Here is a 21,757-nt window from a genome sequence, read left to right on the forward strand (position 1 = left end):
CGCGAAGGTGGTCGTACCGTTGGTGCCGGCGTGGTTGCCAAAATCATCGAGTAATTTTGACGCTTTGATCGCACAAAAAAAACGCCCTCGTGGCGTTTTTTTTGTATTTATGGTATCAAGAAGTTCTTCGCAAAGTGGCGGAAGGCTCTGAGTACCTTCGTATAATAATAAGCGCCTTCAGCGGTTTTGCTCCGAACGATCACCTACCAATGGAATAGTAGACTCATGAGTACCAGAGAGCGCACGGGGAAAGCCAAGAAAGTCACCATGAAAGATGTCGCCAGCCGCGCTGGGGTATCGATAATGACGGTGTCTAGAGTGCTCAATAACGACAAGGTGTCAGAGTCCACTCACGAGCGGGTAATGGAGGCGGTAAGTGCACTTAACTATCGCCTTAACGTATCGGCGCGCAGCTTATCTGGCTCGCAATCCTATGTTCTTGGTTTTTTTTACGATAACTCTTTAGGTAGTTACATCAGTCAGTATCTGATTGGTGTTTTGCAGCGCTGTAACGAGCTGGGATACCACCTGGTACTGGAGTCGTGCTCGTTTGGTGCCGGCAATGTTGTAGAAACGGTGAGTGGGCTGACCAACCGGTATATGCTGGATGGTGTAATACTGCCGCCGCCAATGTGTGAGTTTTTACCTCTGCTCGATGCGCTGGAAGAGGCTGGGGTTCGCTATGTAAGAGTGGGGCCAGGGCTGGAGCTCGATCGCTCCGCGTTCGTCTCTATCGACGATTATCAGGCCACTTACGAGATGACCGAATACTTGATTAATGCCGGCCATAGGGATATCGGTTTTATCAAAGGCGATCGCCGTCAGGGGGTCTCTGCTACCCGTTACCGAGGATTTTGTGACGCATTGGCGGCACACGGTGTTGTGATCAATGAGGCGTTGGTTGCCGAGGGTGATTTTAATTTTGCCGGTGGCATGACCGCTTGCGAGCAAATTTTGGACTCGGGCGAGCCCGTGAGTGCGATCTTTGCCAGCAATGATGATATGGCCAGTGCGGTGATTGCCACCGTACATCGCCGCGGTCTTCGTGTGCCGGAGGATATCGCGGTTGCCGGCTTTGATGATACCGCCATTGCCCGCTCCATATGGCCGCCGTTAACGACGGTAAAACAGCCTATTGATCAGATGTCCACCGATTCGGTGGATCTATTGATTGAGGCCATCAGAGCGGACAGCCTACTGGGCATTAAGCTCAATAAGCGCGATATTCTGCCGCACTCTATTGTTGTCCGCAGTTCAACGATGGGGGATCGACCCGGCTAGCCTGGCTGGAGGTGGGGTGATAGGCGCCGCCTGTGGCGCCGAATAACACTTTTATATCGGCTATTTTGGCGTTAGTACCATACCTGCACAGTAACGGGCCACTTGTTGGCCCGTTTTTTATACCAGCTTTCCCCCCCTTTAGGTCTATCAACACGTGATGATTTGGTGGCCAGCTTGTTTGTGCCGCGGTGCGGCCATGGTAATTTTCCCTCGCGTGATAAAAGTGGTCAGCCACCCCTTGTTTTTGGTAGTCCAATATGCAACTATTACCTTGATTGGTCAGGCAGGTTGTTTGGCGACTTTTGGCCTGGATGTTGGTGGTCTAGTCACTCCAAGGCTTGAGCTTAATGTTATCTGGTCTGGCCAATTAATGTGGCTCTCCTAAGTCTTTGCTTAGGTTGTGCGGGTGATTCAGGCTGAGTCAGCGACTCTTATGGTCGTTTTGACTCTAATTCTGATAGCCCGCTCTTTTTATACCCTGTATGATTCCGGAGCCTACTAAATAAATATAAAAACCTGTGAGATGTAAGAATGGGTAAGAGCTGGATTAAAGCAATAATGTTTTTGGCTGCCACTGTGCTGCTCTCAGCCTGTGCTAAAGAAGCCGATATCAAAACCTTAAAAATGGCCCACAGTCTGGATCAAACGCACCCGGTACACCAGGCTATCGTGTTTATGTCCGAGCGGCTCGACAGTATCTCGGGCGGAAAAATGAGCATTGATATTTACCCGGGCGGTCAGCTAGGTGATGAGCGCGAGCTGATGGAGCTGTTGCAGATCGGCTCGCTGGCGATGACCAAAGTCTCGTCCAGCCCCATGGAGGGTTTTGTGCCCGCCATGAAGGTCTTTAATATTCCCTATGTATTTCGCGATAACGACCACTTTTGGCGGGTGCTTAACAGCGCCGAAGGTGAAAAGCTGCTGTTATCCGGTGATTCGGTGAACCTGCGTGGCTTAGGTTATTTTGACGCGGGTAGCCGTAGTTTTTACACCACCGATACCCCGGTGCATTCGCCTGAAGACTTAAAAGGCTTGAAGATTCGTGTGCAGCAAAGCCAAACGGCGCTGCGTATGGTGCAGGCGTTGGGCGGCTCGGGTACGCCCATCTCATGGGGCGAACTTTACACGGCTTTGTCGCAAGGTGTGGTTGATGGGGCCGAGAACAACCCGCCAAGCTTTTACACCTCCAAGCACTACGAGGTCAGTAAATACTACACCCTCAACGAGCACACATACGTGCCCGATATTGTTTTGATCTCTAGCTATATTTGGAACAACCTTAGCGCGCAACAGCAGCAGTGGTTACAGCAGGCTATGGACGAAGCCGTGGTGTACGAGCGCAAGCTCTGGGCTGAGTCTACCGCCGAGGCGTTGGCTGCGGTAGAGGCGGCCGGTGTAACCGTTATTCGCCCCGATAAAAAGCCCTTTATGGAGCGGGTAGAGCCTATGCACGAATCCTACAAAGGAACCGAACTGTACGATTTGATCCAAACCTTTAAAGCGATGTAAGCGAAGAGTCGACCATGAAGCAGTTAACCGCAGTGATAGAAAAGTTTTTGGGGGCCTTTTTGGGGCTGCTAATGGCCATAATGGTGCTGGATGTAACCTGGCAGGTTGCCACCCGGTTTATCCTGCAGGAGCCAAGCTCATACACCGAAGAGCTCGCGCGCTTTTTGTTGGTCTGGATTGGGCTTTTAGGCGCTGCGTATGCTTACCGCAAAAAGGCGCACCTGGGGCTAGATATCCTCTCGCAAAAATTAGAGGGCGATGCAAAGCGCAAGCTGGATATTTTTATTAGCGTGGTCTGCGCGCTATTTGCCTGTGTGATTATGATTTACGGGGGCGCCAAGTTAATGCTGCTGACGCTCGATTTGGGGCAGATGTCCGCCGCCCTGCAAATTAAAATCGGCTATCTCTACAGTGTCATTCCACTCAGTGGGGTGCTGATCGTACTTTTTTCTTTTGATCGTATTGTCAATGGTGATCCAGAGCCGGATCACGTCGAGTTTTACGAGTAACAGCTTGGTTCGAGCTGCGCTAACGCCAGACAAAATAAACATAATTTGAGGTAGAAAGATGGATTGGTCCGTAATTGTCCTGCTGGTGACCTTTGTGGTCCTGCTTGTGTTGAATGTCCCGATCTCTATCGGTATTGGCATTGCGACCTTCGCGGCCATGTTGTTCACTATCGATTTTGGCCCGGCGGCAGTCACCGTCGCCCAGCGAATGGCGGGTGGTATTAACAGCTTCGCGTTGTTGGCCATTCCATTTTTTGTGTTGTCCGGGTTGTTGATGGGGCGCGGCGGTATCGCCCATCGGCTGATTGAATTTGCCAAAGTTCTTATTGGTATGCTCCCTGGCGGTCTGGCCTTCGTAAACATTATTAGTTGTACTCTGTTTGGCGCTATTTCCGGCTCGGCGGTAGCGGCTACTTCCGCTATCGGTGGCTTTATGATTCCGACAATGGAGAAAGAAGGCTACGATAAAAACTTTACCGCCGCTGTAACCGTTGCATCGTCGACCACCGGGCTGCTTATCCCGCCCAGTAATATTTTAATTGTGTACTCGCTGGCCAGTGGCGGGGTGTCTATTGCCGCTTTGTTTATTGCCGGTTATTTACCCGGAATTTTGGTCGCCTTAAGCCTGATGGCGGTGTGTGCCGTTTATGCCAAAAAGCATGGTTACCCGGTTGGGCATGTGCCGACTATGAAAGAGCTGGCTAAAAAGTCGTTCGATGCGGTGCCCAGCTTGTTTTTAATTGTGTTGGTGATTGGCGGCATTGTTGGCGGCTTTTTTACCGCCACCGAGGCGAGTGTGATTGCCGTTCTCTACTCATTGCTGTTATCGGTATTCGTCTACAAAGAGGTAAAGCTGCCAGAGCTGCCCGAAATTTTTATTAAGGCTGTCGAGACAACGGCCATTGTGATGCTCTTGATTGCCACCTCTACCGCTATGAGCTGGATGCTGAGCTACGAAAATATTCCGCAAAATATTAGCGCCGCCCTGATGGGCCTGAGTGACAATCCGTTTATTATCCTGCTCACCATTAATATTATTTTGCTGCTGGTGGGGATCTTTATGGATATGACCCCAGCAGTGCTTATTTTTACCCCAATCTTCTTGCCGGTGGCGATGGAGCTGGGCATGTCGCCCCTGCACTTTGGCATTATGATGGTGCTTAACTTGTGTATCGGCCTGTGTACGCCACCGGTGGGGGCGGTCTTGTTTGTCGGGTGTGGTATTGCAAAAACCTCTATTGCCAAGCTGATAAAACCCTTGATGCCTATGTATGCCGCTATGGTGGTGGTCTTGTTACTGGTTGCGTATGTTCCGGCCATTAGTGAGTTCTTGCCCACCTTCTTTGGCCTGTACGAAAAATAATACTGGGAGTGCTGTGATGCGAATCGAACACTTTGCGTTTAATGTAAAAGATCCAATTGCTGTGGCTGATTGGTATTGTCAACACTTGGGCTTTACGGTTAAGCATAAATTTAACAAAGCGCCCCACACACACTTTTTGGCCGATAGCACCGATAAGGTAATGATCGAGATTTATAACAACCCGCCCGACGAGGTGCCGGATTACCCCTCGATGAACCCCTTAACCCTGCACTTGGCGTTTGTCTCGGAAGATCCCGAAGCCGACGCCGAGCGCTTGTGCGCCGCCGGCTGTAAGGTGGTCGACGACGTGCGCCTCAATGACGGTTCGGTGTTGTTAATGCTGAAAGATCCCTGGGGTTTTGCGGTTCAACTTTGTAAGCGCGGTAACCCAATGGTGTAGAGCTGGTTGCTGCATTTTAACGCTAACGGGGTAAAGTTATGAGTCAATCGGGGTCTTGTTTTAAGCGGATGTGGTGCTTGGCACTGTCGTTATTGTCGCTGTGTGCGTTTACCGCCAATGCGGTGGATCTTTCGGCGATGGAAGGCTTTGGTGCCGATACGACGGCCGGTTTGGGTGGCGAGGTGCTCAAGGTGACCAGCCTGGCGGCGAGTGGCCCGGGCTCCTTGCGAGCCGCGCTTGCGCAGCCGGGCAAACGCGTTGTTGTCTTTGAGGTTGGCGGCGTTATCAATTTAGCCGGACGTAACCTGGATATTGCCGAGCCGTTTGTAACGGTTGCCGGGGAAACCGCTCCGAGCCCAGGCATTACTATTATCCGGGGTGGGATCAGTATTCGTACCCACGATGTGCGCATTCGTCATATTGCCGTTCGCCCAGGTACCAACGATCAGCCAGCGTTATCAGGCTGGGAACCGGACGGTATTGGTATTTCCAGAGCCAAAGCCCGGAATGTGCATATCGATCACGTCTCTACCAGTTGGGCGGTGGATGAAAACATGTCTGCCTCGGGCGAGCGCTATGAGGGGCCGGCGGCTACCTCGGGGCGCGTAACTTTTAGCAACTCTATTATTGCCGAAGCGCTGGATTACGCAACGCACAAAAAGGGCAAGCACTCTAAGGGTATTTTGATTCACGATTACGTGCAGGACATTGCCGTTGTGGGCAACTTGTTTGCGCATAACGACCGTCGCAACCCCTATTTTAAAGCCCATGCGACGGGGGTCGTGGTGAATAATCTAATGTACAACTTGGGTAATGCTGCGATTCAGCTTGGCTATATTGCCCACGAGTGGGAAGGGCACGAGCTTAGCCCCGGCAACCCCCGGGTTGCAGTCGTCGGTAATCAGCTTATTTATGGTAGAGATACTTACTCCGACCTGGCACTGGTATCGTATCAAGGTGATGTATACCTAAAAGATAACCAAGTATTAAACCTCGATGGCGGTGATATGGCGCAGGTTCAGGGCGATATTAACTTGCTGGATAAGGCGCCGGTTTGGCCGCAAGGCCTGCAGCCGCTAGCGCTTAATAAAACTTACGATCATGTGCTAACGCATGCCGGCTCGCGGCCGTGGGAGCGCGATAAAGTGGACCTGCGGATTGTGGATTCCGTGCGGCGTAAAACCGGACGGATTATCGACTCCCAAGAAGAGGTTGGTGGCTATCCTGATTATCCCGCAGTGCGTCGGGCGTTAGAGGTGCCTGCCAATTCCGATGAGGTGGCCGATTGGTTGCTGAGCTTTGTGCCAAAGGAGTATCGTTAGAGCAGCCTTTGATACATAAAAAACGGCGCCCAAGGCGCCGTTTTTTTGTGTTGCAGTCGCGTTGTTACTGGTTGTTTTGTGCCAGCTCGCTAAGGAAAAGTTCACGATCAATAACGCCACCGCGGTGCTGGATAATAACGCGCGCACAGCGACAAGCTTGTTGGGCGGCGGCTTCGGCCGATTGCCCGGCACTGCGCGTTGCCAGATAGCCGGCATTAAAGGTATCGCCTGCAGCCGTGGTGTCGACGATGTTTTCTACCTTAGGTACCGCTACGCGCGTTTGTTGTTCAGCGTTTAAGATAATCACATCTTGGGCGCCGCGCTTGAGCACAATCTCTTCGATATTGTAAGCGGCGTAGCGCTCTTTTACCGCTTCGACCGAATCGGCCTCTTCATCGCCCCATAGCAGCTCTTCGTCATCCAGTGTCAGCAGGGCCAAATCTGTCACCGAGAGTAGCTCGCTCATAGCGCGCTGGGCCTGCTCGGGTGTTTGCCACAAGCGCGGACGATAGTTGCTGTCAAACGCGACTTGGCCGCCTTGCTCTTTAAAACGGCGTAAAAAGGCCAGCAATTGTTGTCTGGCGTCTTCACTAATAATAGCCAGGGTAATGCCGGAAAGGTAGATCATATCGTAGTCGCTGAGGGCGTCTTCGAGCATCACGATTTCTTGCTGCTGGCTAAATAAGGCCCGGGCGGGAGCCTGCGAACGCCAGTAAAAAAACTCGCGCTCACCGTCGGGGCTGTTGTGAATCATGTAAAGGCCGGGCACCGTGCCCTCTTGATGCACAATGGCCTGAGTGTCGATTTGCTCGGCTTGCAGGCGCGCGATAATGGCGTCGCTGTAATGGTCGTCGCCGAGCCGGGTGATATAAGCCGTGTCGGCACCCAGACGGGACAAGGTAACCACGGTGTTGTAGGTGTCACCCGCGTAGGACAGGGCCTTGAATTCGCGGCCGTCACCGCTGGGTTCACTGGCGGCAAGCTCGATCATAACCTCGCCGATGCAGGCAATTTTTGCCATGGTGTCTACACTCTCTTATGTGTTTTGAGGCCCTAAAGTCAGCTGGGCCGTCTTTGATAAATGTATGCTTTGCGCCGGATTTTACAATTGGTCAGACCGGTGTGCAAGCGATGGCTACTCTGTGTGACTTAGATGCGCGCTCTGGTACTCACTTTATGTTATAGTCTGTAAAACTATAAGCCTGCTAAGGCCGCCGTGCTGTTTTGATGCCAGCACCCGGCGGCCTTGCTCTGAGTCAATATTTCCCGTGCGGTATTCGATGGCGCCATTGACATAGGCGCAGACATTTGTAACTATAAATTGGTCATACCTTAGTGCGTAAAAATCCTATGGCTGGTCAGGCTGATTTTTGCCCAATCTTTTAACAATGGTAATAATATCATCATGAGTGCACTGAATTTACACCCAGATCGTCTGTTTCCCGCTGATGAAACTACCCGCGCTATCGCGCGTCGACTCTATCAAGAAGTTAAGAGCCTGCCAATTGTTAGCCCGCATGGTCATACCGACCCGAGCTGGTTTGCTGAGAATCAGCCGTTTGGCAACCCCGCCGACTTATTGATCAAGCCTGACCATTACGTGTTTCGTATGCTCTACAGCTTGGGGGTATCGCTGCCGTCACTGGGGGTGCCCAGTAAATCCGGTATCGCGGTGGAGCAAGATCCACAAAAAATCTGGCGCTTGTTTGCCGACCACTACTGGGCATTTCGCGGCACGCCTTCGCGTATGTGGCTCGATTATGTTTTTAAAGAAGTCTTCGAGTTAGATCAGGTTTTAAGTGCCGATACGGCCGACGCATACTATGAGCGCATTAACAGCTACCTGCAAAAGCCCGAGTTTTTGCCGCGCTCGCTGATGGAAAATTTCAATATCGAATATCTGGCCACTACCGAGTCGCCATTGGACGATTTGCGTCACCATAAAAAAATTCGCGACAGTGGCTGGGGCGGTGGCGTAATCACCGCATACCGCCCCGACCCCGTGGTTGACCCCGACTTTGAAGGCTTTGCCGCTAACGTGGCCAAGCTGGGGGAAATTACCGGTGAAGATACTAATACTTGGTCTGGTTATTTAGCGGCCTTGATGAACCGGCGTGAATATTTTAAATCCTTTGGCGCCACCTCAACCGATCACGGCCACCCGACGGCGACCACCGCAGATTTGTCGGTTGCCGAGTGTGAAGCACTATTTGCCAAAGCGCTGGCCGGTAACTGCACCGCGGCGGAGGCCGAGCAGTTTCGCGGGCAAATGCTGACAGAAATGGCCGGTATGAGCATCGAAGATGGCTTGGTGATGCAGATTCACCCGGGCTCGTTCCGCAACCACAACCCCAATGTGTTTCGCGATTTTGGCCGCGATAAAGGGGCGGACATTCCGTCGCAAACTGAGTACGTCAAGGCGTTAAAACCTTTGCTGGACAAGTACGGTAACGATACCCGCTTGTCGATTATTGTCTTTACGCTGGATGAGACCGTATACAGCCGCGAGCTAGCTCCGTTGGCCGGACATTACCCCGTGCTTAAGTTGGGCCCCTCGTGGTGGTTTCACGACAGCCCGGAGGGGATGCGTCGCTTCCGCGAGCAAATTACCGAAACCGCCGGCTTTTATAACACCGTTGGTTTTAACGATGATACTCGGGCGTTTTTGTCGATCCCGGCGCGTCACGATGTGGCTCGCCGTATGGACTGTAATTTCTTAGCCCGCTTGGTGGCAGAGCATCGCCTGCCGGAAGACGAAGCTCGCGAGGTGGCAATCGATTTAACCTACAAACTTGTTAAGCAGGCTTACAAGCTCGACTAAGGATTTTTCATGCAGCGCTTAAATAATCAAACACTCGCGAATGTGACGGGCGTGGCTAGCACGCCCGGCTACGACCGGGCGAACAGCAAAGCCGGAATTGTTCATTTGGGCATAGGTGCCTTTCACCGCGCCCATCAGGCGTGGTACACCGAGGCTTTGCTCAACAAGGGTGCCTCGGGCTGGCAGATTATCGGTGCGAGCCTGCGCTCGCCCACCGTTAAAGATCAGCTGGCTGAACAAGATGGTTTGTACACCATTGTCGAACGCGGCCCGGAAGGCGAAAAGTTTCAGGTCGTGGGGGCGGTTAAAGATGTGCTGGTGGGGCCCGAGTCTCCAGCAGAGTTGTTGGCGGTAATGGCCGATGCTCAGGTTAAAATCGTGTCGTTAACGGTGACCGAAAAAGGCTATTGCCACGATCCGGCAAGCGGGAACCTAAACCTTAGCAATGCCGATATTAAACACGATCTGGCTAACCCCGGCTCACCTAAGTCAGCCATTGGTTTTATTGTCGCCGCGCTCGATGCCCGCCGCCAGGCAGGGGTAGACAGCTTTACGGTATTAAGTTGCGATAACTTACCCAACAACGGTGAAGTGTTAGAGAAAGTCACTTTGCAGTATGCCGGGCAGGTCAGTGATGAGCTGGCGGCTTGGATTCGCGCCAATACGACCTTTCCCTGCACCATGATCGATCGCATTGTGCCGGCTACCACAGATGCCGATCGCCAGGAGCTGGAAGGTAAGTTGGGGCTGCGCGATGAAGGTATGGTGTTGGCGGAGCCTTTTAGTCAGTGGGTGATTGAAGATAAATTTTGCTCTGACCGGCCCGCCTGGGAGGATGTTGGCGCGTTACTGGTAGACGATGTCCACGTCTATGAAATCATGAAGCTGCGTCTGTTAAATGGCAGTCACTCTCTGCTGGCTTACTGTGGTTATCTGGCCGGTTTTGATTACGTCAGCGAGGTTATGCGCGAGCCGGTGCTGGCTAAGCTGTGCCAATATTTTATGGATCGCGAGGTGAGCGAAACTCTGACTGTGCCCGCGGGCTTTGATATGGAGCACTACAAGGTAGAGCTGCGCGAGCGATTTGCCAACCCGGGTTTAAAGCACCGCACCTGGCAGATTGCGATGGATGGCTCGCAAAAAATTCCTCAGCGCTGGTTGCAAACGCTGCAGGCGCAGCTAGAGGGTGAAGGCAACCTCGACCTTTTGTGTCTCGCGTTAGCGGCTTGGATTCGCTACGTATCGGGGGTAGACGAAAAAGGCGAAGCCATTGATGTGCAAGACCCTCTTGCCTCTGACTTAAAAGCGTTGTGCGACGCCAGTGATACACCAGAGGCAACTGTTCGCGCCGTCCTTAATGTCAAAGAGGTGTTTGGTGAAAGCTTGGCAGGCAACGAGAAAGTGTTGGCGGCTACCACCCAGTGGCTGACGCGGATAAACGAGCAGGGCGTTTTGGCTGCATTAAAAGCTGAGTTAACCTAATGGTCTGGGGGCGTAGCGCTTTAGGGCAAGTTAACGTCGGCTGGGCTAGAGTCGTTCAGTTTGTTCTGGTGATCGCGGTGATGCTGGTGGGGGTGGACTTGGCGCGCGCCGAGCCCACCTACCATGCGCTGGTGTCACCCGTGCCCGCCGCTGAGCTGGCTGATATTTCAGATCAGTATCGTGACTTACCCCGTTATGAGTCGGTAACAAAAGCGCTAGCCGCTGCGCCCAAAACGGGGCGCTATCGTGTGGCGATTTGGCCCGGTGAGTACTACGAGAAAATTACCATTCAGCGCGACAATGTATCGCTGCAAGGCATCACAACCGATGGTGTTTTACCGCGTATTTATTTTGACGCCTATGCGGGTATGGCTGGAAAGTACCATCGGGACGACTGGGGAACACCCGGCTCGGCCACTCTTACTATCAACGCCACAGGTGTGCAGGTACATAACCTGCATATCGAAAACAGCTTCGATTTTCTTGCCAACGACGGGCTGGATAAGAGCGATCCTAAAAAGTTATCTCACTCGCAAGCGGTTGCACTATTACTGGATGTCGACAGCGATAGAACGCTGATCACGGACAGTGTTATCGACGGTTATCAAGACACCGTATTTTCCGACGGTGGGCGTAGTTATTTCTACAAAACTCGCATAAGTGGCAATGTCGACTTTATTTTTGGCGATGGATTTGCGGTGTTTGATCAGTGTGAAATTGTCTCGCGTCGACGCGCCAAGGCTTTTTCGGCCGGGGATATCCAGGGGCACTTAACGGCGCCGTCAACGAATATTAACCAGCCTTACGGGTTAGTTTTTATCGACTCTACGCTCGTGCGGGAAGAGGGCGTACTAGAAAATAGCGTATCCCTCGGTCGCCCCTGGCACCCCACCACGACCTTTCCCGATGGTCGATACGCGGATCCCGAGGCTATTGGGTCGGCCATATATATTGATACCTGGATGGACAGCCATATTCACAAAGAGGGCTGGGCCAGCATGGGTGGTACCGCTCGCGATGGCACTAAAAGTCGGGTGTTTACTCCAGAGGAGTCGAGATTCTTTGAAGCGGGCAGCCGTGGCCCGGGAGACAACACGCATCCATCCCGACAGCGGCTTACGGATGTTGAGGTTCGCGCACTGAAAGATTTTATTGCTGGCTTTAAAAAAGAGCTGACTCAGTAGTTGAGGGCGTGCCCGGTTAGTGACCCAGAGGGCGAGCTGATAAATTGTGTGGGATAAAAAGGCGGCCCGATAATAATCAGGCCGCAAAAGCGATAGTGAGGAATCAGCCCTGACTCTACTTGAGCTCTCCTTTTCTCAAGATCGGTTGGATGCCCCATGGGGCATCCACCAAATACCCTTAATAATGTTAAAAGTTAACCCGGGCCCCTAAAGACCAGCGGGCCTCGTAGATATTCTGAAACGCTTTTTGGTCGCTGAACTCAAGATAGGTTTGCTGAAACTCTTCCGTGATGTTGGAGCCGTTTAGGTACAAAGCGACCGAGTCGGTAACATCCCAGGTCACGTTCATATCCAGCTGACCATAGTCGTCTTGATAAAGGCTTTGATAGCCCGTATCCAGATCTCCTGTAGTGATTAGGCGTGGTGAACGAAAGTTGTAAGCCAGGCGCGCTGAAAGGTAGTCGTTTTCAAACCAGCCTACAATGTTGTAGGTGTCTTCGGAGTTGTTAACAAAAGGCACCTCTTTGCCGCCAAAGCCAACGGCATCTTGCGAGCTATCTGAATAGGTGTAATTGACATCAAAACCAAAGTTGGAAATAAAACCGTCCATGAAGTCACTAAAGGCGATCTTTGCCGCCAGCTCAACCCCTTCGACTTTACCGCCGGTGCCCTGTACGGGTGCGGTAAACGGGTGAGGCCCGCGGTTAATGCCGTCGGCGTCGGGCTCATCGACCATAACTCGTCCAGATTGGATGAAGCTATCGATGTTGATTTTATAGAGCGCGGCGCTCAAGATCGAGGCGCTGCCAACGTACCATTCGGCACTAATGTTGGTGTTGTCACCCCGGGTTGGGTCGAGCTCAGGGTTACCGGAAAGACTGCCGTTTAATACTCGCATACAGTCGCAATCTTCGTTGTACACACGCCCGATGGATTTGCCCCCACCCCAACGCAGCAGATCGAGGGGCTGCATGGTCTCGGCGTAAGTAAAGCGCAACTTGACGTCATCGGTAACGTCATAGTTGACGTTTAATGATGGCAATACATCGGTATAGCTGCGTTGCGTTATCTCATCGCCAATATCGTAATTGCTGCCTGAGTGTGGGATGGCATCGCCCACAATGTTTTGTATCACTTGCAGGTCGGTCTCTATAACTTTGACACCTACGTTACCGTGCACTGGGCCATGCTCAAAGTTGGCTTGCAGAAAGTAGCTGAACTCGTCGAGAGCGACCTTGTATGACTGCCCGGGGTTGATGACCTCGTCCTGCGGGCCATAGATAGACTCCTGATAAGACACCACATCATCGAAAATTTCCGGGTTGGCAACCCAGACGCCAGGAATCCCAGAGACGCCGCTGAAATCATCGACCCAAATCATCTCGGCGTAATCGGCACTTTGCATCGGCGGCACTAGCGTATAGTTTTCAAACTTGCCATCGACGTACTCGCCCTGCGGAAGGCTCATGTCACACTCTGGTGTACCGGCAAACTGATCCACCGCTTTCCACAAAGCGTAACAGCCGGTCTCTTCCATGGTACTGAACAGGTCGTAAAGCTCGTGGTCGACTTTACGTTCACTTTTTCTTACCCCCATATCTATGCTCGATATGAAGGGCGTATCGGAAAACTCGTAGCTCCAGTTGGCACTTATGGTGTCTAGTTCACCTTTGTCGCGTGTGTTGCCCTCGGATGCGATCGCGCCCACATGATAGGAGTCCTGGCTTCGCATGTAATCGGCGACACTCATTTGCCCCTGGCCACCCTCAACAATTTGATCGAAACCCGAAAAGACCGGATGTTCACCCGATGCGTCGTAACGCAAATTAAAATTGCTGTCTTCAATGCCGCCAGGAGAATAGGAGACATAACAGCCTCCGTTATCACCGACTGGCGTATCGTCGGGGCCACAGTACTCGGCTGGCATGAGCCCGCCGGGGCCCGTCACAATGGAGCCTTGGTCAATGCTCAGCATGTCGCCTTCGGTATAGCCGTGACGCATTTTTGCCGAGGCCGTGGCGTGGGTGATTCTGAAGTTTGCTGTTAGTGGGCCGCCATTATCATAGTTGACTTCTATATTGGCGTTTTCAGAGTCCTCTAAATTGAAGTTAGTTTGTGAGAACGATTGCATTCGGTAAGGATTAACTTCGAAGGTGTCGCTTGTGCGCCATTGTTGCTCGTTACCATCGTCGTCAAGAACGACAAAGTCATGATCCAGAAATTCACCCTCTGGAACATACAGGTATTCGCTGAAGGATTGCCAGCGGTTATTCATAGAGAAGCCAGCACGCCGGTTGAACCGCTCCTGCTTGCTATAAAAGTAATCGGCGGTAATTTCTACCGAGTCTGTAACCATTGCTTGAAAGGATGCGTTGATTCCATCGCGATTACGCTCTTCTTGTTTTTTAAACGCGCCAAACCCTTGTGGGGAAACGTGATAGATTTCAGGGTTTACACTTGGCGTATTAGAGTAGTGATTGTTAAATGTAGCACCGATACCGCCGTTTTCAGAAGAATCAAAATAACCGTTAAAATCTGACGCTAAGTTTTTTTCGGTGGTGACGGCACTGATAAGAAAGCCCAGCTTCTCGTTGTTCCAACCGATTAAGGCATTAAAAGTTGGGTCGGCCTCTTCGGTAATGGTCCCTGTATCTACTTCGGCGGCGCCGGAGAAGGTCCAGCCTTCGTCTAAGTCAAACGGGCGCCGTGTTTTTAGATTGATCGCCCCGGAAATGCCAAAGGCGGCGTGGTTTGCCGACGGCGACTTATAAACATCGGCGCCGGAAAAGAGCTGAGAGGGTAGGTCACCAAAGTTTGCGCCAGAGCTATCGATGGTGGTTGCGCTCAAGAAGCTTTCACCGTTTAAGGTTGTAGCCACATCCCCCAGGCCGCGGATTTGTACCGGGCCACCTTCACCGGCGGTTCGCTCTACCTGAACCCCTGGCACGCGCTGAATCGAGTCCGAAATCGTGACGTCCGGAAGCTTGCCAATGTCTTCGGCCGAAATTGAATCAACGACAGATGCGGAGTCGCGTTTAATATTGACCGAGTTTTGTTGCGAGGCGTACACGCCAGTCACCACGAGTTCTTCTATGGGAGCGTCGGTTTGTGCTGAAACACCTGCCGCGCTGAATAGCGCCGTGGCGATCGATGATGCCAATAGCCGGCGATTAAAATGGTTGCGTTTTGATTGCTTCATGAGTTCCTCAATGCTTTGGTATTGTTGGTGTGAGTGCGCTAGCAATGCCTTCCTGGCTAAGCTGCTGGTTAGCAGCGTCTCCGGTAATTCTGTTCCCGCGCGTTGTCGCGCTCCGGTACTTACCACCTTGTCGCTTTAGCGTTGTCAGACCAATTAGGTGGCCTCTTCGGGGCAGTGTTGCTGGTTTTTACCGATCACCATGTAACCGGTTTATTCTGAATGTGGTCGCCAAGACAACGTTGTCAGATCATCTTATGAAATTAACTATCGTATTGATACATCACTTCTCGGTGGTGAGTGTCCGCTGTGGTGAGTGTTTGACAAGAGGGCCAATAACGGCCTGCCTTAGCGGGCCATAGAAAAGATAGGTTAAGAAAAGCGCGCTTAATTAACAGTATCTTTTTGCACCAAATCGACCCGTAAATTCCTGTGTTTTCAGTGGCTTGCACCATTTTTGGGCTGGTGTTTTGCAGCCCGGCAGTAAAGTTAATTAAGTGCCGTGCTTGCCAAAAAAGCCGCCGTTGCCGTCAGTTATTGGTTGCGCAAAAGATGACGTCGGTACTTTTTGAGCTTGCTGAGTCACGGTTTGACGGGGTTCTACACGGCGCGGCCGCTGTTGTTCGCGTTTTGCGCTATGTCTTCTGCCAGCCAAGTGCCTGGTTGCCGCCAGAAATACACGCCATCAGCAGGTGGGGGAGGTAAAAGGCGTTCTTTTACGCAGCTTTTGGTGCCATTTTTGTGTTTTAGCCTATTGCTAACTCGCATTAGCAAATTATGTACTATATATTTTCTGTAAATCGGTAAAGCCAAAATGATTATTTTGGTAAGGCTCCGGGTTTTGCCCTGGAGTCTGCAATGCACCCAATAACAATAACTGGGAACGCTATGGCTCAAACCGTCGATGATATCGCCGACCATATGGGGTTGTCGGTAACCACTATTCGCCTGGTGCTGCTCGGCAAAGCGCGTCAGTATCGTATTAGCCGTGCCACGGAAACCCGGGTGCGCGATTATATTGATGAGCATGGTTACCAAATTAATCACACGGCGCGCAGTTTGCGCTTAAAGCGCACCGATACGCTGGCGCTGATATTGCCTCGCCTGTCGAATCACTATTTTGCCTACCTTGCCGAGCTGCTGGAGTGTCGCTGTCGTGAGGCGGGGCTGCAGTTGATGGTGGCTTGCTGTGACGATAGCGAGGCAAACCAGCAAGCACTAATTGATAATTTTCAGCAGCGCAATGTCGATGGGCTTTTTTTAGTGCCTGCCAACGCCAAGTTGGCGGCTAAGCTTTTTGATAATCGCCTGGTTCTGCTCGATCGTGATTTTGGCATGTCGGAATACCCGGTAGTGGTGTCCGATAACGAGCGTGCCGGTTTTGAGCTGGGCCAAAAGTTAATCAGCTTTTGCCGTCAGAGCGGGCGTGACCCTTCGATCCTGCTGCTGGCTGGCAACCCCTTTATGCCGTCGATTGACGCCCGTACAGAGGGCATCAAACGCGCCGTAAAAGAAGCCGGGGTGCCCCGCAAAAACTTGCATGTGCAGCAGGCGCCGCGCAACGGCTTTAGCGATGGCAAAAACGCCATGCACCGCTATTTGCGCGCGGGCCAAAACCTACCCTCCGTGTTAGTGAGTTCCTCAATTCCTGTTTTTGAAGGTGCCCTGGCCGCTTTGCGCGCAGAGCAGCGGGGCTACTCTTGCGAGCAGGTGTTGGCCACCTTTGATGACAACACGATGCTGGATTTTTTACCCAACCCGGTTTGCTCTATGCGGCAAGATTGTCCGCACATGATTGATCTGGCCTTTGCCGAGATGCAGGGGCTAATGACAGGCCACGCCACTATCGGGCGGCATATCTCGCCGTTGACGTTAGTGGCTAGAAATATGTGATCGCAACAAGCAATAGGTGATTTATGAAAACGATAACGACGTTGGTGACGGCCCTTGGTGCCGTGGTGCTTTTATCGGCCTGCCAGAGCAGTCAGCAAGCCTCTGGGCAAGCGGCGCGCGAGTGCTCGAACAACCTTGGCAATGCCTTTATTGCCAGTTGTCAGCAATGGGCCACCACTTATGAGGGGCAGCGTCAGGCAGACATGGGTGACGGCACTTATCTCAATCCTATTATGGCGGGCGATCACCCGGACCCGAGCATTTTAAAAGATGGCGATGACTACTACATGGTGTTCTCCACCTTTGAGTCCTATCCCGCGTTGACGATTTGGCACTCCACCGATATGGTCAATTGGGAGCCTGTGGGCCCGGCGCTGGAAAAGTACGTCGGCAGTATTTGGGCGCCCGAGCTGACCAAACATGGCGAGCGCTACTATGTGTATATCCCGGCCAAGTACCCGGGGCATAACTCCAATTACGTTGTCTGGGCGGACGATATTGCCGGCCCCTGGTCTGATCCGGTGGATCTCGACCCCAACGAGGAGTATCCCGACCGTATCGATCCGGGACACTTGGTGGGGGAGGACGGCAAACGCTATCTGTTTTTCTCGCACGGTGATTACGTGCAGTTATCTGACGATGGCCTGAGCTACGTGGGTGAGATGAAACACGTGTACGACGGCTGGCAATACCCCGAGGAGTGGGACGTAGAAAGTTACGCCCAGGAAGGGCCAAAAATGATGAAGCGCGGCGAGTACTTTTATATGACCACTGCGGTAGGTGGCACCGCTGGCCCACCCACCGGTCATATGGTGATTACCGCGCGCTCTAAAAGCGTCCACGGCCCGTGGGAGAACTCACCCTATAACCCGATTATTCGCACTGAGTCCGCCGCCGAAAAATGGTGGTCGCGGGGGCACGCCACTGTGGTTGAGGGCCCCACCAAAGGCGATTGGTACATGATGTATCACGGTTACGAAAACGGTTTTTACACGCTGGGGCGCCAGAGCTTGCTCGAACCGATTAAGTGGCTCGAGGACGGTTGGTATGTGTCCGCCGGCTATGATGTGGGTAAACCTATTCCCAAGCCCGATGGGGGCATTGATGGCATCAAGCACGGTATGCCGCTATCCGATGACTTTAGTGAGAACAAGTTTGGTGTGCAGTGGAGCTTTTTTCGGGGTGACATCAGTGAGCAAGAGCGGTTGCACTATGGTGTTGACGAGCAGGGCCCATATTTAAAGCTCGATGCCAAAGGCGATTCGCCTGCTAACTCTTCGCCTATGACTTTTGTCGCCGGCGATCAAGCCTATCAGTTCGAGGTGGATGTTGAGATCACCCCGGGCGCCATGGGCGGTGCCTTATTGTTTTACAACGATAAGCTCTACGCCGGTGTGGGGGTGCTGGAGGATAAGCTGCTGCTGCATCGCTATGGCATGGATCAGCGCTTTAGTGATAAGCCCCGGGGCAAAAAATTGCGTCTGCGGGTGACTAATGACCGCCACATTCTGACCATTCACTACAGCACCGATGGCGGTAATAACTGGACTAAATATGACACCCAAATGGAGGTGTCTGGTTACCACCATAACGTGGCCTACGGATTTATGAGTTTGCGCCCGGCGATTTATGCGGCCGGTGACGGCGCTGTTATCTTCCGTAATTTGGTCTACCGAGCTTTACCATGACGGCGTTTAAATAAAGATGTTTGTGGTTCCCGGGGTGTTTTAGCTTCGGGGTGGGGAGTACTTTTGTTTTTTTGGTAATACCAAAAATGGGCGTATTTTTCCACGATATATGGTGGTTTTGGGCGGTTTTTCCTTGAAAAGTAAAGTTTAATCAACTTTAATTGGTAAGTCTGATTTGGTTTTTCTTTGCGGTTTATGGTTAGGCCAAATTTGGGTTTCGCTACAGCTTCGTAGATGAGGTTTTGCTCAATTTAATAATAACAGCCCCGGTATACCTCTGAGCCAGAGGTGAGGGCGTGATGAATAGACCTGTTAGTTACTAAATAATAAACACACTAGGAGAAGTTTATGTCACTTGCTAAAAGTTCAGTAAGGCGCCAACTATTGACCAGTTCATCGGTACTTGCGATGACCCTGTCGATGGCGGCTCATGTCAATGCCCAAGAATCAGCAGAGCAAATGGCTCTGGAAGAAGTCGTTGTGACGGGTTTCCGTCAGAGTCTGGAGCAGGCTCTGGATGTTAAACGCGAGGCAACGGGTACTGTCGATGCCATTATGGCCGAAGATATTGCCGATTTCCCCGATCAAAACCTGGCTGAATCGCTCCAGCGTATCCCCGGTGTAACCATTACCCGCGACTCGGGTGAAGGGCGTGGGATATCGGTACGCGGTTTATCGGGCGAGTTTACCCGGGTGCGTATCAACGGCATGGAGGCAATGGCCGCCACCGGCGGTGAGGGCGGGCCTAACCGAGGTCGTGAGTTTGACTTTAACGTCTTTGCCTCAGAGCTATTTAACTCTATCGTGGTACGTAAAACAGCTTCCGCCAATGTGGACGAAGGCTCGCTGGGCGCTGTGGTCGACTTAAACACCGGCCGCCCATTTAACTACGAAGAGGGCGTCACTTTTGCCGCAAATGTCGAAGGTCAGTACAACGATTTGACCGAAGACGTTGGCCCACGGGTGTCGGGCTTGTTTGCCTATCACGACCCCGAGGGTGTCTGGGGTGCTTCTGTTTCGGCGGCTTACTCTGATACCACAACCGAAGAGCTGGGACAAAACACCGTGCGCTGGCAGCAGGCTGAGTTTCAGTCGGTTAAAGGCGTAGATTGTGCGGCCAACCCAGGTGATGCGGGTTGCGCTGAAGTAAGTAACGCTTTTCACCCCCGTATTCCACGTTATGGTCAAATTGAAGTTAAACGCGAGCGTTTGGGGTTAACCGGTAGCTTGCAGTTCCGGCCCACCGATGCCACTAAAGTGAGCATCGATGCGCTCTATTCAGAGCTGGATGCTTCGCGTGGTGAAAAGTGGGGTGAAGTTCTACTTCGTGGTAATGAAGATGGTATGGATGTACTTGATTACACCTACGATGCCTCGACCAACAACCTTACTATGATGGAGATGAATAACGCGTGGGTGCGTAACGAGAACTTTGAAAAAGCCTGGACCACCGAGTTTGACCAAATTGGTATCGATATCGAGCACGACTTTAGCGATACCTTTTCTATGCACGCACTAGTGGGGCAATCTACCTCGACGCTGGACTTCTCGCACGAAATTACCTTTATGTACGATGACCGTGACTACAACGGTTATATGTACGACTACAGCGATGATGAAAATCCTGTGTTGGCATTTAATGGGCCGGACGTTACCGACCCGACCAACTTTCAAATGTCAGAGTTTCGCGATCGCCCCAGCAGCGTAGAGCACGCTTACGACAATGTGACCATCGATTTCACCTGGCAAATGAATGATGTGTTTAGCCTGGAGTTTGGGACCAGCTATAAGAAGTTTACCTTCGAAACAACCGGTTATAGTCGCGATTCTACCGTATGCGGTAACGAGAATATCGATTTTAACTGTGACCCCGACGGCGATGGCGAGAACGAGTTGTACGGTATTCAGGGAACGGCTGATCTTAGTGAAGTCTACCACTTTGATGATGACGTAGCGGGGGGAAGCACCACCAGCTGGGTAATCCCCAACTTGGATGCGTGGATCAATGAGATTGATCTGTTTAATCAGCCATTAAAAGAGGATACAGGTAATATTCGCAATGTAGAAGAGGAAGATCTGGGTGTGTTTATCCAGTTAAACGGCGATACTGAATTGGCTGGTATGAACTTTCTATTCGATGTAGGCGTCCGTTATGTTGAAACAGATCAGATCTCATCGGGTTATAACGGAGAGTTATGGCGCACGATCGATCGTGACCCTTATGATGATGTGCTGCCCTCGTTTAATACCGCCTTGTGGATTACTGATGATTTAGTGTGGCGAACTGCTGCAGCTCAAGTGATGACCCGTCCAGGACTGGGTAATTTGAGCCCAGGCGGTAGCGTGGATACGTTTAACTACAAGGTCTCCAATAAAAACCCCTACCTGGATCCGACCCGCGCCGACTCTATAGACACGTCTGTAGAATGGTACTTTGCCGAGCAGTCGGTATTGTCGCTAGCGCTGTTCTACAAAGACATTGAGTCTCGTCCCATTGGTTCAGAGTCGGAGGGTACTTATGCCTCTACCGGTTTGCCGCTTTCTTTGCTGAACCCGACATCGCCCGCAGGCCAAGACCCTGAAGGTCAGCCATGGACGATTTCATCTATCGATAATGGCCCCGGCGGTGAGGTCGAAGGTTTTGAGCTTGCTTATCAGTCGCCTCTGTCGGTGTTCGGTGGTAAAGACACAATTTTGGATAACTTTGGTGTAATTGCAAACTACACCTATGTGACTTCCGATGTGGACTACACCTTCGGTGACGATACTATCACCGAGCGTTTGTTTGGCCTGTCAGAAAACTCGTACAACGCCACGCTTTACTATGAAGACGATAAGTTTAACGCTCGTATTTCTGCAGCGTATCGCGATGATTACCTGACCAGCACCAGTGGTAACAATAACCGCTTTGAAGGCTACGAAGGCACAATGAACGTGGATATGTCAGCCGGTTACGCGCTAACTGAGAATTTCGACTTAAAATTTGAAGCGCTGAACTTGACCGACAATTATCAGGATCGCTTTACCGACCTTGAAAATAAGCGCCGCTATGAGTGGGACCATACCGGTCGTGTCTTTACCGTAGGCTTTAAATACACCATGTAATCTT

General features: G+C 51.8%; 14 protein-coding genes. 12 read left to right on the plus strand and 2 right to left on the minus strand.

Annotation, left to right across the window (positions count from 1 at the left end):
- Positions 1-225 precede the first annotated feature (225 nt).
- From AAC019_RS08690 to AAC019_RS08715, 6 genes are all read left to right on the plus strand, one after another.
- Positions 226-1,281, plus strand: a complete 1,056-nt coding sequence (locus tag AAC019_RS08690) for a LacI family DNA-binding transcriptional regulator (RefSeq protein WP_339898365.1) — start codon at positions 226-228, stop codon at positions 1,279-1,281.
- Between the two features lie 531 nt (positions 1,282-1,812).
- The gene (locus AAC019_RS08695; RefSeq protein WP_339898366.1) at positions 1,813-2,790 is read left to right on the plus strand and encodes a TRAP transporter substrate-binding protein; all 978 of its coding nucleotides are present in this window, start codon (positions 1,813-1,815) and stop codon (positions 2,788-2,790) included.
- A gap of 14 nt (positions 2,791-2,804) precedes the next feature.
- Positions 2,805-3,299, plus strand: coding sequence for a TRAP transporter small permease (locus AAC019_RS08700; RefSeq protein ID WP_339898367.1), 495 nt, complete (start codon positions 2,805-2,807; stop codon positions 3,297-3,299).
- 58 nt (positions 3,300-3,357) lie between these two features.
- The gene (locus tag AAC019_RS08705; protein WP_339898368.1) at positions 3,358-4,662 is read left to right on the plus strand and encodes a TRAP transporter large permease; all 1,305 of its coding nucleotides are present in this window, start codon (positions 3,358-3,360) and stop codon (positions 4,660-4,662) included.
- Between the two features lie 16 nt (positions 4,663-4,678).
- Positions 4,679-5,062 (plus strand): VOC family protein, encoded by a 384-nt coding sequence (locus tag AAC019_RS08710; RefSeq protein ID WP_339898369.1) that lies wholly within the window; start codon positions 4,679-4,681, stop codon positions 5,060-5,062.
- 38 nt (positions 5,063-5,100) lie between these two features.
- Positions 5,101-6,384, plus strand: a complete 1,284-nt coding sequence (locus tag AAC019_RS08715; protein WP_339898371.1) for a right-handed parallel beta-helix repeat-containing protein — start codon at positions 5,101-5,103, stop codon at positions 6,382-6,384.
- 64 nt (positions 6,385-6,448) lie between these two features.
- Here the strand turns inward: AAC019_RS08715 and AAC019_RS08720 are convergent, their stop codons facing one another.
- The gene (locus tag AAC019_RS08720) at positions 6,449-7,405 is read right to left on the minus strand and encodes a sugar kinase (RefSeq protein WP_339898372.1); all 957 of its coding nucleotides are present in this window, start codon (positions 7,403-7,405) and stop codon (positions 6,449-6,451) included.
- 384 nt (positions 7,406-7,789) lie between these two features.
- Between AAC019_RS08720 and uxaC the strand changes: the two genes are divergently transcribed.
- Genes uxaC through AAC019_RS08735 form a run of 3 tightly spaced genes read left to right on the plus strand, consistent with a single transcriptional unit; the run spans position 7,790 to position 11,871 of the window.
- Complete coding sequence (uxaC, locus tag AAC019_RS08725; RefSeq protein WP_339898373.1) at positions 7,790-9,205, plus strand: glucuronate isomerase; 1,416 nt, start codon at positions 7,790-7,792, stop codon at positions 9,203-9,205.
- Between the two features lie 9 nt (positions 9,206-9,214).
- Entirely contained in the window at positions 9,215-10,687 is a 1,473-nt protein-coding gene (locus AAC019_RS08730; RefSeq protein WP_339898374.1) for a mannitol dehydrogenase family protein, read from the plus strand.
- Positions 10,687-11,871, plus strand: coding sequence for a pectinesterase family protein (locus AAC019_RS08735; protein WP_339898375.1), 1,185 nt, complete (start codon positions 10,687-10,689; stop codon positions 11,869-11,871). The genes AAC019_RS08730 and AAC019_RS08735 overlap by 1 nt, the downstream gene beginning before the upstream one ends.
- 187 nt (positions 11,872-12,058) lie before the next feature.
- Here the strand turns inward: AAC019_RS08735 and AAC019_RS08740 are convergent, their stop codons facing one another.
- Positions 12,059-15,070, minus strand: coding sequence for a TonB-dependent receptor (locus tag AAC019_RS08740; protein ID WP_339898376.1), 3,012 nt, complete (start codon positions 15,068-15,070; stop codon positions 12,059-12,061).
- Between the two features lie 885 nt (positions 15,071-15,955).
- Between AAC019_RS08740 and AAC019_RS08745 the strand changes: the two genes are divergently transcribed.
- The 3 genes from AAC019_RS08745 to AAC019_RS08755 all read left to right on the plus strand — a co-directional run bounded on the left by AAC019_RS08745 (position 15,956) and on the right by AAC019_RS08755 (position 21,753).
- On the plus strand, positions 15,956-16,960 hold the full coding sequence (locus tag AAC019_RS08745; protein ID WP_339898377.1) for a substrate-binding domain-containing protein: 1,005 nt from the start codon (positions 15,956-15,958) through the stop codon (positions 16,958-16,960).
- 23 nt (positions 16,961-16,983) lie between these two features.
- Positions 16,984-18,648, plus strand: coding sequence for a family 43 glycosylhydrolase (locus tag AAC019_RS08750; RefSeq protein WP_339898378.1), 1,665 nt, complete (start codon positions 16,984-16,986; stop codon positions 18,646-18,648).
- Positions 18,649-18,996: 348 nt separating this feature from the next.
- Positions 18,997-21,753, plus strand: coding sequence for a TonB-dependent receptor (locus AAC019_RS08755; protein ID WP_339898379.1), 2,757 nt, complete (start codon positions 18,997-18,999; stop codon positions 21,751-21,753).
- Positions 21,754-21,757: the final 4 nt, after the last annotated feature.

Origin of the sequence: uncultured Gilvimarinus sp. (assembly GCF_963975215.1) — a bacterium.
Classification (GTDB): Bacteria; Pseudomonadota; Gammaproteobacteria; order Pseudomonadales; family Cellvibrionaceae; genus Gilvimarinus.

Coding starts and splice junctions, on each gene's coding strand:
- AAC019_RS08735 (WP_339898375.1), top strand. CDS start 10,687: ATGGTCTGGGGGCGTAGCGCTTTAGGGCAAGTTAACGTCGGCTGGGCT.
- AAC019_RS08750 (WP_339898378.1), top strand. CDS start 16,984: ATGAAAACGATAACGACGTTGGTGACGGCCCTTGGTGCCGTGGTGCTT.
- uxaC (WP_339898373.1), top strand. CDS start 7,790: ATGAGTGCACTGAATTTACACCCAGATCGTCTGTTTCCCGCTGATGAA.
- AAC019_RS08690 (WP_339898365.1), top strand. CDS start 226: ATGAGTACCAGAGAGCGCACGGGGAAAGCCAAGAAAGTCACCATGAAA.
- AAC019_RS08720 (WP_339898372.1), bottom strand. CDS start 7,405: ATGGCAAAAATTGCCTGCATCGGCGAGGTTATGATCGAGCTTGCCGCC.
- AAC019_RS08715 (WP_339898371.1), top strand. CDS start 5,101: ATGAGTCAATCGGGGTCTTGTTTTAAGCGGATGTGGTGCTTGGCACTG.
- AAC019_RS08755 (WP_339898379.1), top strand. CDS start 18,997: ATGTCACTTGCTAAAAGTTCAGTAAGGCGCCAACTATTGACCAGTTCA.
- AAC019_RS08710 (WP_339898369.1), top strand. CDS start 4,679: ATGCGAATCGAACACTTTGCGTTTAATGTAAAAGATCCAATTGCTGTG.
- AAC019_RS08700 (WP_339898367.1), top strand. CDS start 2,805: ATGAAGCAGTTAACCGCAGTGATAGAAAAGTTTTTGGGGGCCTTTTTG.
- AAC019_RS08745 (WP_339898377.1), top strand. CDS start 15,956: ATGGCTCAAACCGTCGATGATATCGCCGACCATATGGGGTTGTCGGTA.
- AAC019_RS08695 (WP_339898366.1), top strand. CDS start 1,813: ATGGGTAAGAGCTGGATTAAAGCAATAATGTTTTTGGCTGCCACTGTG.
- AAC019_RS08740 (WP_339898376.1), bottom strand. CDS start 15,070: ATGAAGCAATCAAAACGCAACCATTTTAATCGCCGGCTATTGGCATCA.
- AAC019_RS08705 (WP_339898368.1), top strand. CDS start 3,358: ATGGATTGGTCCGTAATTGTCCTGCTGGTGACCTTTGTGGTCCTGCTT.
- AAC019_RS08730 (WP_339898374.1), top strand. CDS start 9,215: ATGCAGCGCTTAAATAATCAAACACTCGCGAATGTGACGGGCGTGGCT.